Source organism: Brevibacillus sp. AY1 (genome assembly GCF_029870785.1).
GTDB classification, from domain to species: Bacteria; Bacillota; Bacilli; order Brevibacillales; family Brevibacillaceae; genus Brevibacillus; species Brevibacillus invocatus.
Genome location: NZ_JAFLPN010000025.1, coordinates 19572 through 32323, shown reverse-complemented (window position 1 = coordinate 32323; position 12752 = coordinate 19572). Strand labels below are relative to the sequence as shown.

Below are 12752 nucleotides of genomic sequence, written 5' to 3'. Positions count from 1 at the left end.
CGCAGGTAGAAAAAACAGGGAGCAGGACGATTGCCTGCTCCCTGTATGACTTACAGCTTGCCAACCAGTTGATTTAGTTTTTCAGCCATCGTGGCGAGTTCTTCTGTAGCCGAAGCTGTTTCTTCTGTGCTGGCAGAGGTTTGCTCTGTCACTGCCGCGATGTTCTGTGCGGATTGTAAAATTTCATTTGTCTGGGCAGCCTGTTCTTCGCAGCTAGCGGCTACTTCCGTGATTCTTTCGGCGGAATTGTTGACGTACTCAATAATTTCCGTAAAGGAATGGCCGGCATGCATAATCAGCTCGTTGCCCAAGCGAACCGTTTCGACGGTGTCTTGCGTACTTTCCTGCATGCGTTGCACCAACAGAATGATTTCCTTGGTCGCCTCTCCGCTCTGGTTGGCTAACTTGCCTACGGAATCGGCAACGACAATAAACTGGTATTTGATTCTTTCGCAATGGAGAGGATTGCAGGCACATCGTTTTTATATGCCTCCCAGCTTTTCTTATAATCTTCGAAATACTGATGCTCCAGTGTGCTTTCTTCGGTGATCAATTTCTCATATTCCACTAAAAGCTGGTCGATTCGTTCAAGAGTATGGATCGCTTCCTGCTCCACTTCATTCATGATGGTAGTGTCGCTCTCCAAGCCCAAACGGTTTAGAAGCCGGGGCATATTCGTGGCTTGACCATTCATCTCTCCTAATATCGCAACGCTAGGAAGCCAATTGACCTGAATTTCTTCTGTTTTATTACCCATTTGTTTCATTTGAAAAATGGATAAGCCGCCGCTGACAATCACGAAACAGAGAAGTACAAGAAACCCGAGCAGTATTTTTTTTTGGACGTTCACGTTTGTTTCCTCCCAGAAGTGAAATTGTCACTCTAGATAAAAACCCAGTAACCGAGTGGTTATAGTAATATTTGGATAAAGGTGTGCGGTTTGGTTAATGATCAGCGCATCTCTTTTATCGAGTCACAAAACTGACAAGTGTCGCCAGAATGGATTTCATACTCCCTTCTGCTATAATGATAGGGATAAACCATTTTGAATGTAGGAGTTGAAACGGATCATGTACAACATGTTAAAGGAATCACATGTTGGCGGTTGGGAAGTAGCCTTTGTCCTGCTGATCATTGGCTACATTTTGTACCGAGTGGGAAAAGCTAAAGCAGGCAAAATCGTACATATGCTCTTAAGATTGATGATCGTCATTGTTTTGTTATCGGGTGCGGGTCTGCTCTTCTCGTATCATGCAAGCGATTTCTATTACTATGTAAAGGCGATTCTCGCGATCGTGGCATTTGGTTTGATGGAAATGTCGATGGGAAGGGCATCCAGAAAGCAACCGAGTATCGGCTTTTTTATCGGGGCGCTTGTGGTATTGGTGCTGGTCATTCTGCTCGGCTATCGAATTTTCGCATAGTTCATCATCGTGCAGCACAAGAAAAAGGGCTTTCTCTCATGGGTAGTATGGTGGGAGAGGGCTTTTTTGTGCAAAAAAACGACCTTCCACCAGAGGGAGAAGGTCGCAAGCATGACTAGATTTAGAGGGAACCGTGCGTGTAGTCGACTAAGGTCGTAAATTCGACTGCACCGTTTTCGCGTGCCATCAGATAATGCAAGCGGGCATCTGCCATGAGGGCAAGCTGGCCGTCGTCTGTGTAGCCGCCAATAGGGCCGTGTGAGATGGCAAGCATCGTGACACCCTCCGGTGCAGTGAAGGGCTCATGGATGGCCCCTGCGGACTCACAGGTATAATATCCGGCATAGCCCTTGTCATCGCCATCCTCATAATAGAACCCACCTTCGATGATGTACGCTTCCGTGTTATGAAGATGCCAGTGGATCGCAGCTTTTATGTATGGAACTACTTTGAGCAGCAGGGTAAAATTCCCCGAGACCAAGTCACAGAACAGCAGCTTGAAATAAGTTCCAGGCATGAGCGAGTGCGTGCATGTATGGGTTGCGGACCTGTATGAGTATAGCGCTTCACGCGTCGTAGCTGAAATCAGGGAAAATGGTAATCAGGCTACTGCTTACCGCCTGGATGTGTCTGATCCGGAGGGGGTTGCACGCTTTTTTGAAAGTGTGGATCAAGCGTGTGGGCGGGTCGATATTCTCGTTCTATTGTCTGCGAGAGGCGTCGAAGCGAATGATGAGAGATCGCTATGGGCGCGTCATCAATATGTCCTCTCTGGCGGCTGAGACTTCTTTGGCAGGCTTTTCCCATTACGGAGCAGCCAAATATGCTATCGTCGGTTTGACTGAAGCAGCGGCGAAAAAACTGGCTGGATGGAGGCTTTCATCTGTTCAACGAGATGGATCAAGTCATGCTTGATGCGTTGGGTCAATCCTCCAAGGCTTAAACCAATAGTGTTGCTTTACCACGACTGCTTTTCGGGATGAAACCGGGGAGCAGTCGCTTTTTTGAGTTTTTGAAAATGAACTCCATTTTAAAAAAGAAAAAAGGAGTATTTCTCCTTTTTGGTGTATAATGACGGGAGTTGAATCCAGACGGTTTCATCGTTGCTGATGAAGCCGTCTGATTGTGTGAGGAGCGTTCCTATGGAGATGAACACCCTGTTGCAGATCCAAAGCCTGTTTCCCTCATTTACAAAATCGGAACAAAAGATAGCGCATCTTGTACTGGCTCAGACGGAACAAGTGATCTACACATCCATCATCGATCTGGCGGAAAAGGCGGAGGTCGGAGAAACAACCGTGCTTCGATTTTGCCGAAAGATCGGGTTTGGCGGATATCAGGAGTTCAAGCTTGCCTTGGCCAAAGAGCTGGTACATCCCGTCAAAAACCTGCTTGGCGAGGTGGACGAGAACGATTCCATGAACGTGATCAGCCAAAAGGTAGCGACTGCTCATCAAAAGGCGGTAAAAGATACCCATGTGCTTTTGGATACCGATCTGCTGGAGCGCTGTGTAGAGCTGATGAGAACCGCTCAGATCATCCATTTTTACGGGGTGGGGACTTCAGCTGTCACTGCACAGGATGCCAAATATGTCTGCTTGCGGCTTGGCTTGCGGGTAGATGCTTTTACTGAATCTCATCTGCAGGCTATGGCGGCAGCAACATTGGGTCCTGAGGATGTAGCCATTGGACTTTCGGTGTCAGGTAGCACCAAGGATACGATTGATGCGTTGCAGCTTGCCAAGGAGGCAGGAGCCACCACGATCTGCATGACGCATTACCAGCGCTCTCCCATTACGCGTGTCGCCGACATCACCCTGCTGACGGCGGCACAGGAAGGACCGCTACAGGGAGGATCATTGGCAGCAAAAATCGCTCAGCTGCACGTGCTGGATGTGATGTTCACTGCATTGTCGATGCGCATCAAGGAAAAAGCCATTCTTTACAAGGAACGGACAGCCAAGGCTGTATTGGAACGAAAATACTGACAGAGGTGAGTTTGGATGAAAGTGTTGTTGGTCGAGGGCTATCAGGAGATGAGCAAAGTAGCGGCGCAGCTTTTTGCCCAAGAGGTACGAAGCAAGGCTGATCTGGTGCTTGGTTTGGCTACAGGAGGTACGCCGGTGGGCATGTATGCGGAGCTGATCCGGATGCATCAGGAGGAAGGACTGGACTTCTCGCAGGCGACCAGCTTTAATCTGGATGAGTATGTGGGCCTTTCTTCTGAGCATCCGCAAAGCTACCGGATGTATATGCAGGAAAACTTCTTCGGACAGGTCAATATCGATCCGCGAAGAACCCATATTCCACGTGGCGATGTGCAGGATTTGGGAGCGGAATGTTCCCGCTACGAACAGTCGATAGCTGCTACAGGGGGCATTGATATACAAGTGTTAGGTATCGGAAATAATGGCCACATCGGATTTAACGAACCGGGTTCTGCGCCAGACACAAGGACTCGCGTGGTTCAACTGACGATGAGCACCATCGAAGCCAACGCCAGGTATTTTGAAGCAGTGGATGAGGTGCCAACACAAGCCATCTCGATGGGGATACAGACGATTTTGTCAGCCAAAAAAATCGTGTTGCTGGCGAGCGGCGTGGCCAAGGCAGAAGCAGTGCGAAACATGCTGGAAGGAGAAGTGACGCCTGCTGTGCCAGCTTCTCTCTTGCGCAGTCACCCGGATGTTACGGTCGTGGTGGATGAGCAGGCAGCTTCCCAGCTTTCGCCTGCGACCATCGGTGGAGCAGTGACGACCAGAAAGTAGCAGATGCGCTTGTTCACCAATCTGTTCCGAATATCCGCTCATCGCTTATGCTATACTGGGAATGTTGCAGTCTGGTAACCAGATTTTTCATAGGGAGCTGATTTTCGATGAGCGCAAACGAAGCGTTGCTTACATTGGAAGGTTGGTATACGTATCATAATTTCCGCACCATCAACTGGGAAAAATGGAGAGCCGCATCCGAGCAGGAGCGCAAGGCGGCGTTGGACGAGCTACATAGCTTGATTCGCACGTGGGAGGCAAATGAGGAGCAGAAGGAAGGCAGTACAGCTGTCTATTCCATTCTGGGCCACAAGGCTGACCTTGTCTTCATGTTCCTGCGTCCGACCCTTCAGGAGCTGGATGCTATCAAAACCGCATTTAACAAAACGCGTTTTGCCGCTTTCACCGAGGCACCATACTCTTACGTGTCCGTAGTCGAGCTGAGCAACTACGTCAACAATCCTGGTGAAGATCCAAAGGCGAATCCGCATGTGCGTGATCGTCTCTACCCGATCCTGCCAAAATGGGAGCACATCTGCTTCTACCCGATGAACAAAAAGCGGGATCTGCAAGACAACTGGTACATGCTGACCATGCAGGAGCGCCAGGAAATGATGCGTTCACATGGACTGATCGGCCGCAAGTACGCAGGAAAAGTAAAACAGATCATCGGCGGTTCTGTCGGTTTCGACGATTGGGAGTGGGGCGTGACCCTGTTTGCCAATGATCCATTGGAGTTCAAGCACATCGTCTATGAAATGCGTTTTGATGAAGTGAGCGCGCGTTTCGGCGAGTTTGGCAACTTCCTTGTGGGGAATGTACTGAACAGCGAGTCTCTGGAAAGCTTGCTGGAAGTGTAAATAGTCACAACGTGCAATGAAGAAGAATCTGTCAGCGGAAAGTTCGCTGGCAGATTTTTTCTTTATACTATCGGAAAGTGTTGAGTGCGCTAAAGCGCTAAAAAGATTAGCGGAAGATAGTATAAGTGCAACTAAGGCTCCGCCAAAAGCTTGGCGTAGCCAAGTTTTCTAATTTGAAAAAAATGGTATAGTGGAGGGGGTTTTGAATCCAAAAGGAGTGCAGACGACGTGGCAGAACAGAAAATATTTGGGGTTTGGCGATCCCGGAAGACGACGTTTGTTCTGTTGACTGCGGCTATTTTTTGCTTTGGAGTCCCAGACTCGATGTCGCAGCTGAGGGCCGCGGAGCAAAGAGTCACGATGCAAACGCAGGAAAACATCGCTCGGCAGGTGAAGAAAATGATTCAGCTTCCCGATAGTTTTCGAAACCAGAATCACTAGTTATCAATATTTTGTAATTGTTACCAAAAATGTTATGGTAGATAGGAGTACAGATACAAGAGAGGAGTGATCGTTCCGTGAATATACGGAAAAAGTCGTGGATGATTACGGCAGGGGTTGCATCAGCTATCCTGCTGGTACCCGCTTTCTCTACACCAGGCCATCCCTTTGCTGTCACCTCGACCGTACATGCTGCCGTGCAGCAGACCAAAGAGCTTTCCAAGGAAGAGGCCATCCAACGCGTGCAAAAGCTGATCTCGATCCCATCGCAATTCAAGCTGGAGAGAGCCAATTTTCAAGGTGCCGAGCGTTATCCTTTTCTCTCCCAGTCGACTTGGAATTTATCCTGGAGTGGCGAACGCGATGCCGGGATCTACGTAACAATCGATGCGATAACAGGCAAACTGTTGCAATATTCGCGTTATGGAGACGAGTCTGTACCCTCAGTAAAAAAGGTAAGCGAAGCGGTGGCGTTGGAAGCTGCAAAGAAATTCCTGGAGGACGTAACGAGCGACCAGGAGCGGGAGAAGCTGTCGGATGCTAATGAGTACGGGATCGGACTGAGTTATTCTACAGGTTTTGTCCATCATCCGTATTATTTTGTACGTATCGAAAACGATATCCCTTTCCTGGAGAACGGTTTTCGGGTAGTCGTAGACGAAAAGGGAGAGGTCGTTCAATTCTCTCGAAACTGGTATGAAGATACCCTGCCAGATTCCAAGCCAGCCCTTTCTCTTGAAGAGGCTGAAGAAAAAATGTCGGAGGCTGCACCTTCTCTCGTCTACAAGTCCATTTCTTCCATTACAGGCAACTATTTGGACGATCGATACCAGTATCAGCTGGTCTATCAATACAACCGAACAGATCCCCAATTCGTTGATGCGATGTCAGGAGATATGATTAACGCACAAGGAACAGAGGCACAGCCCGTGAAGATCCAACCTTTGGGGACTACCATCTCCCAAAAGCAGGAGAAGCTGATCACCAAAGAAGAAGCGCAAATCATCGCTGATCAAATAGCGAAAAGGCTTTCTGGCAGCTATCGCTCGGAGGGAAGCCGAGGAGGGGGATCTAGCAGTGGTCCGGACGGCGTTGAAAGACGGCGATGGAATTTTGAATACTCGCCGCTGCAAGGAGACGCCAAAGAGCAAAACGCGTTTGAAATCAGTATCGGAGATCGGGGCGAACTAGTTGGGTACGAGTTTTCCGAGCGCACTAGAAGAATAGGAGGAGCCAAAATCGAGCAGCCCGTCTCGTGGGAGCAGGCCGAGAAGAATGCGCTTCAACTGGTCAAGGCACTGTATTCTGACAGCTTGGGTGAAATCTACTACCAACCGCAAAAGCCTACAGAAGCCTTTATCAAAGATCAATTGGAGAAGGGGCAACCGTACTCGCTCTCCTTTGGCTGGCTCAAGAACGGAGTGCCTGTAGAAGACTCTTATTTCTATGTGGATGTGTCTGCAGCGACAGGGGTAGTGGAATATATCCGTACAGACAACTACGAGAATGAGAAGATTCAATCCGCAACCAACGATATTGTAGAGGTGGAACAAGCAAAACAAGCAGAGCAGGATCAAAAGAAAATGATGCTGACCTATTATCAGCCAGACCCTTATATCAGCTACCGCCTTGAGCAAAAGCAGCAGCCGATTCTCGTCTATCGCTACGTAGGAGATGCAGGAGTAGTTGATGCCGTCAGCGGAGAGTGGATCAGCTATGCCGAGCAGAGCAAGAGCCAGGGACCTCAGGATATCGGCGATCACCCGCAAAAAGAGGCTTTGGAGCTGGCTATCCGCTACGGCTTCATGACCGTGACAGACGGAAAGCTGGAGCCTGATAAAGAGTTGACTCGCGGTGAGGCTGCCCAGATCATGGCGCGTGCGCTGGATCGCGTCGAGTTCCGCAGCAGAAGCTATTTCGGATTCAGCGATGAACCTGTACAAATGTTCAGCTTCTCGGATGTAGACGCCAAACACCCGCTCTTTGGCGTCATTCAAAAAAATCTGCAGCATGGTGTGATTGCCAAGGAAGGGCAGCGTTTTGAACCTGACAAGCTGATCACGCGTGCTCAGCTGGCTGACATGGCTGCACGTATGCTCGGATATGGAGACCTTCTGAACAAGCCGGAGATTTTTGTCCCTTCCTACAGCGATCTGCAGAAAAATCAGATTCCCGCAGTGACGCTTTTGCACGCAGAAGGGATTGTAATCCCAGGCAGTTCAGCAGGCAAATTTGATCCAGAGGGTTCAGTGACCAAGGCAGAGATCGCTCAATTGCTCAAAGCTTTACTGGACCTGCAGAAACAAAAACAGTAAGAGAATTAACAAACTCTTTTCTTTGGTTCCCCACCCGTTTTTGTTACAGTGGAGAAAAGGAAAGAATGGGGAAATAGAACCCATCCGTGGAGGGGAACAAAACTGAGCTTTTTTTCATTTCGCATCGGAAATCGGACCATCAAAACGGCGATTGGGACTGCCATCTCCATCTTCATCGCGCAGCAGCTTGGTTTGATGTATTACGCGGCAGCGGGGATCATCACCATCTTGTGTATTCAGGTGACAGTCAAGCAATCATTTCGGACGGCGATAAACCGCTTTTTGGCCAGCCTTCTGGGAATTGGCCTGGGCGTGGTCTGGTTCAAGGTTCTGGGGTTTACACCGCTGGCGCTGCTGGTCACTATTCTCGTCTTCATGCCTTTGGCTGTCCGGGTCAAAATTCAGGAAGGCTTTGTCACGTGCATGGTCGTGCTGATGCATCTGTACGCAGAGGAGCGGACCGATCTTGCCTTTATTGCGAACGAGCTGTCCATTTTGGTGATCGGTGTCGGTGTCGCTCTCCTGGTCAATCTCTACATGCCGAGCCTGGAAAGAGAACTGAAGGCGATGCAGCAGCGGGTAGAGGACAACTTCATCAAAATCCTCAAGGAGTTCAGCTACTACCTTCGTCACGGGGAGAGCACCTGGGATGGTCGCGAGTTGATTGAGACGACTAGCCTGTTGGAGCAAGCGATCAAGCTGGCTTCGCGTGACGTGGAGAACCGCCTGGGGCGCGGCGATGACTATTACCGTTCGTACTTTGTCATGCGGGAAAAGCAGTTCGAACTGTTGGAACGCATGATGCCCATTGTCTCTACGTTGAATTCGCAAGTCCCGCAAGGCTTGCAGATCGCCGATTTTCTCGACCATCTGAGCGATTCGGTCCATCCGGGCAATACAGCGTATCGGTTTCTCGATCAGCTGCGATTGATGCGCCAGGAGATCAAGGAAACGCCATTGCCCCAAACAAGGGAAGAGTTTGAGACGCGGGCAGCGTTATTTTATCTTTTGAGAGAGATCGAGAACTACCTGTACATCAAGCATGAGTTGGGCAAGAACCGGGACGATTCATCCGGAAAAAAACAAATAGAAGCGGCTGTTAGCAAGAGCAAAGGCTGAGACGTTAGAGATAACGCTCAGTCTTTTTTTATACTATCGGAAAGTGTTGAGTGCGCTAAAGCGCTAAAAAGATTAGCGGAAGATAGTATAAGTGCAACTAAGGCTCCGCCAAAAGCTTGGCGTAGCCAAGTTTTCTAATGTTGATTGAGCCTCTCCTCCACAGCACGGCCAAATATACACAGGAAAAGTGAAGTGAGGAATAGTTGTAAATAGTTTGACTATTCTGGTAGTGACAGGTATAATCTGGATAACTTTGTTAGTAAGTTTAACTAACAGTCTGGTGGTGAGCAAAAAGGCGTGCGTGTTCAAAGAAAGACCGGCAGCAGCAAACTGGTGAAAAAGCTGAACAAGGAAGAGGTATTGCAACAGGTGATCCAGCACGGTCAGATTTCCCGCGCCGACATTTCCAAGCAGACACAGCTGAGTCGTCCGTGTGTTTCCTCCTTGGTTGACGAGATGATCCAGGAAGGACTGCTTCAGGAGGTAGGGATGGGGGATTCCAGAGGCGGGCGCAAACCGATCCTGCTGGAGTACAACTACGATGCTTACGTCATTGCTGGGGCGATTTTCGAGGGCTCCACACTGGATATGACCATCGCCAACCTCAAGGGAGAGTTTTTGGCACGTTGTCGAAAAAGGCTCGTACAGCCAGCAAATGGGGAGCGAGTGATCGAGGATTTGGCTTCTGGACTCACCCGTTTGCTTGAGGAAAGCGGCATGTCGCATGACAGACTGCTCGGCATGGGTGTCGGTTTGCAGGGTGTGACCCAAAGAGGCAGCGGAACGGTCAGCTTTTCGCCCAGTACGGGTTGGATGGATTCGCCGATTCAGCAGGCACTGGAGGCACGCTTGGGAGTTCCGGTGATCATCGACAATGACGTAAACCTGATGACGCTCGGAGAATACGTTCGAGGAGTGGGGGTCGGCCATTCCCATGTCGTCTACATGTACGTAGGCACAGGAATAGGTGCAGGCGTCATTCTGGACGGTCAATTTTACCGAGGCAGCCGAGAAGCAGCAGGCGAGATCGGCTTTATGATGATCGGGCCGGAGCACAGCCGCAGCAATGGAGCATCAGGCGTTTTCGAGACGCATTATTCGGCATCCGGTATCTCGCAGCAGGCGAAGGGAGTCCTCTCTGACCTTCAGGAAGGGTCGAGTGTCATAGAAGAGCTTATCTGTCATGCCAGAAGCGGAAATGATGCAGCAAGACGGTTGCTCGACGACGTCTACCGGCACTGGGCGTACGGAATCGCCAACATCGTCAGCATCTTAAACCCGGAGCTCTTAATCCTGAGTGGAGAGATGGTCCATATCGACGACGAAGGGGTGAAACAAATTCAGGAGTGGTTGACCGAATGGGTACCCAACGTGCCTTGTCTGAAAAAGGCGACACTCGGTGAACAGGCGGGCTTGATCGGAGCCGTGCACTGCGTTTTGGAAGCCTTTCCATCGACAAGACTGCTGGACAAAGCGTGAGATGAAAAAGGGGGAGTATGCATTGAAGAAGGTACAACGAAACATGAAAAAATGGATGCAGGGTTTGTTCGTCAGTTCATTGGCGCTGACAGTGGCCGCTTGTTCAAGTGGAGGTCAGCAGCCAGCACCAGCCGATTCCAATACAGGAGGCCAAAGCGGGAGCTCGGGGCAGGCTGCTACGCAACCGGCGGCACAGCCAGCTCCATCGAGTGAACCGCAAAAACTGGTTATTTACACGGGCCGGGATAAAAACATCTTTGAGCTGGTCCTGCCGAAATTCAACGAAAAGTACCCCAATATCGAGGTGGAAACGCTGGAGATGGGAGCTCAGCAAATCCTTGAGCGCGTCCGTGCCGAAAAAGCGAATCCACAGGCTGATTTCTGGTGGGGTGGAACACAGTCTGCATTGAGTACGGCGGCAAATGAAGGACTGCTGGAAGCATACAAGCCGACTTTTGCCGACAAGATCCCTGATCTGTACAAGGACAAAGAATACCGCTGGATCGGTGAGATGCTGTTGCCAGAGGTCATCATGTACAACAAGGATGCGCTCAAGAAAGAGGAAGCGCCGCAAGACTGGGATGATCTGCTTGATCCGAAATACAAAGACAAGATCGTCATCCGCAACGTCCTTCCTTCCGGTACGATGCGCACGATCTACTCTGCCATGATCTATCGTCAGGGTGCAGATACACCGGAAAAAGGCTATGACTGGCTGCTGAAGCTGGATGCCAACACCAAGGAATACACACAAGACCCGACCAACCTGTATCTCAAGCTGGACCGTCAGGAAGGCGTAATCTCCCTGTGGAACCTGCAGGACGTCTTGATTCAGGGCCTGAAAAACAATCATCCATACGACTTTATCTATCCGAAGAGCGGGGCACCGATCCTGGTCGATGGAATCGCAATCGTCAAAGGCGCGAAAAACACAGAGGCAGCCAAGAATTTCATGGAGTTCCTGATGAGCCCAGAGATGGCTTCCGAGCTCGCAAAGGAACGCTTCCAGTTCCCGGCGCGCAGCGATATCAGCAAGGATCAGCTGCCTGAATTCATGCAAACTCTGGAGCTGAAGCCGCTGGATATCGACTGGGATGTTATGGCGGAGAAGGAAAAAGAATGGATGCAGCATTGGGATGAAAACATCAAGGGCAAAGGCAAATAGAACCGCAAAACAGTCAAGCTACAGGCGGGAAGGATCGTTCCTTTCCGTCTCGTCGCTTGTCTGGCCTGCTGCAGCTTTCGTACGAAGGAGGAGACAAGATCGGATGAGCAGCGTAACACTTGATCATGTTCACAAAAGGTTTGGCACGGCAAAAGGGGTCGAAGATGTCCACATTCACATTGAGTCTGGCGAATTTTTCACGTTTCTCGGTCCCAGTGGTTGCGGAAAAACGACGACATTGCGAATGATAGCAGGTTTTTACTATCCCAGTGAAGGCAATATTCGCTTTGGCAGTCAGGATGTAACCGATTTGCCGCCACACAAGCGCAACACCGGAATGGTTTTTCAAAATTACGCGCTGTTCCCCCATATGACGGTGTTTGAAAATATTGCGTTTGGCTTGCAGGTTCGCAAAGTGTCCAAGGCAGAGGCAAAAGAACGCGTGGAGCGAATCATGGGGCTAGTTCGACTGGAGGGCTACGGAGAGCGCAGGATCGATCAGCTTTCCGGCGGTCAACAGCAACGGGTTGCACTGGCACGGGCGCTGGTCATCGAGCCGCAGATTCTGCTGTTGGATGAGCCGCTGTCCAATCTGGATGCCAAGCTGCGTGAAGAAACGCGCTTTGAAATCAAACGCCTTCAGCTGGAGCTGGGCATCACTACTATCTACGTCACACACGATCAGGCTGAAGCGATGTCCATGTCGGACCGGATCATGGTCATGCAGGGGGGCGTCGTGCAGCAGATCGGCACTCCCCATGACATTTACCATGCTCCTGTCAATCGTTTTGTCGCTTCCTTTATCGGAGAGACCAATCTCTGGACGGGAACCGTGGTAGCAGTTGAGGGAGATGAGGTGCAGGTCCGCACTTCCTCCGGACAGCTGCTGTGCGGATTGCGCAAAAATGCCTCACCGCTCTCCCGGATCGCCGTGGGGGAAAGCGTTCTGATGTCGATTCGTCCTGAGTCTATCCAGGAGAGTCTGGTGTCAGAGGGAGAAAATGTCGTGACTGGCACCGTCGAGATGGCCGAATTCACAGGGGCGTGCGTCAACTACGTGGCACAGGTAGGCTCAGAACCCTTGCGCAGCATGTCGATCAATCTGGGCAGATCGATCAAACAGCGTGGCGCATCGATCGGGATGCACATACCCAAAGAGAGTATTTACTTTGCGGAATAAG

Annotated in this window: 13 protein-coding genes and 1 pseudogene; 11 read left to right on the top strand and 3 right to left on the bottom strand. The window is 50.3% G+C overall.

The features are described 5' to 3' along the window. Positions 1-50 precede the first annotated feature (50 nt). Both JZI27_RS17930 and JZI27_RS17925 read right to left on the bottom strand, forming a co-directional pair. Positions 51-431 (bottom strand): methyl-accepting chemotaxis protein, encoded by a 381-nt coding sequence (locus JZI27_RS17930; protein ID WP_245997331.1) that lies wholly within the window; start codon positions 429-431, stop codon positions 51-53. Further along, complete coding sequence (locus JZI27_RS17925) at positions 410-850, bottom strand: MCP four helix bundle domain-containing protein (protein WP_280208522.1); 441 nt, start codon at positions 848-850, stop codon at positions 410-412. Before JZI27_RS17925 ends, JZI27_RS17930 begins: the two co-directional genes overlap by 22 nt. 220 nt (positions 851-1070) lie before the next feature. Here JZI27_RS17925 and JZI27_RS17920 point away from each other — a divergent pair, with 220 nt between their 5' ends. Further along, positions 1071-1424, top strand: coding sequence for a DUF1516 family protein (locus JZI27_RS17920; RefSeq protein ID WP_122911204.1), 354 nt, complete (start codon positions 1071-1073; stop codon positions 1422-1424). Positions 1425-1545: 121 nt separating this feature from the next. Here the strand turns inward: JZI27_RS17920 and JZI27_RS17915 are convergent, their stop codons facing one another. Further along, a complete protein-coding gene (locus JZI27_RS17915) occupies positions 1546-1941 on the bottom strand; it encodes a 2,4'-dihydroxyacetophenone dioxygenase family protein (RefSeq protein ID WP_280208520.1) in 396 nt (131 codons plus the stop codon). Here JZI27_RS17915 and JZI27_RS17910 point away from each other — a divergent pair. The 10 genes and pseudogenes from JZI27_RS17910 (at position 1940) to JZI27_RS17865 (ending at position 12751) form a co-directional block, all read left to right on the top strand. Continuing rightward, positions 1940-2339: pseudogene (locus JZI27_RS17910) on the top strand (SDR family NAD(P)-dependent oxidoreductase). The gene JZI27_RS17915 and the pseudogene JZI27_RS17910 sit on opposite strands and share 2 nt — an antisense overlap. Positions 2340-2566: 227 nt before the next feature. After that, complete coding sequence (locus tag JZI27_RS17905) at positions 2567-3412, top strand: MurR/RpiR family transcriptional regulator (RefSeq protein ID WP_280208515.1); 846 nt, start codon at positions 2567-2569, stop codon at positions 3410-3412. Between the two features lie 15 nt (positions 3413-3427). Continuing rightward, on the top strand, positions 3428-4192 hold the full coding sequence (gene nagB, locus JZI27_RS17900) for a glucosamine-6-phosphate deaminase (RefSeq protein ID WP_280208513.1): 765 nt from the start codon (positions 3428-3430) through the stop codon (positions 4190-4192). 107 nt (positions 4193-4299) lie between these two features. Continuing rightward, on the top strand, positions 4300-5052 hold the full coding sequence (hemQ, locus tag JZI27_RS17895) for a hydrogen peroxide-dependent heme synthase (protein ID WP_122911199.1): 753 nt from the start codon (positions 4300-4302) through the stop codon (positions 5050-5052). Between the two features lie 228 nt (positions 5053-5280). Then, positions 5281-5493: a hypothetical protein gene (locus JZI27_RS17890; protein ID WP_280208511.1), complete on the top strand. Its 213-nt coding sequence runs from the start codon at positions 5281-5283 to the stop codon at positions 5491-5493. 77 nt (positions 5494-5570) lie between these two features. Continuing rightward, entirely contained in the window at positions 5571-7808 is a 2238-nt protein-coding gene (locus JZI27_RS17885) for an S-layer homology domain-containing protein (protein ID WP_280208510.1), read from the top strand. A gap of 48 nt (positions 7809-7856) precedes the next feature. Then, positions 7857-8927 carry an aromatic acid exporter family protein gene (locus tag JZI27_RS17880; protein ID WP_338068341.1) on the top strand — a complete coding sequence of 357 codons (1071 nt, stop codon included), beginning with the start codon at positions 7857-7859 and terminating at the stop codon, positions 8925-8927. A 297-nt stretch (positions 8928-9224) separates the two neighbouring features. Continuing rightward, positions 9225-10406: an ROK family protein gene (locus JZI27_RS17875; protein WP_280208508.1), complete on the top strand. Its 1182-nt coding sequence runs from the start codon at positions 9225-9227 to the stop codon at positions 10404-10406. 1 nt (position 10407) lies between these two features. Continuing rightward, entirely contained in the window at positions 10408-11571 is a 1164-nt protein-coding gene (locus tag JZI27_RS17870) for an extracellular solute-binding protein (RefSeq protein ID WP_481752824.1), read from the top strand. Between the two features lie 103 nt (positions 11572-11674). Beyond that, positions 11675-12751, top strand: a complete 1077-nt coding sequence (locus JZI27_RS17865; RefSeq protein ID WP_280208506.1) for an ABC transporter ATP-binding protein — start codon at positions 11675-11677, stop codon at positions 12749-12751. The last annotated feature ends 1 nt before the right edge of the window (position 12752 follow it).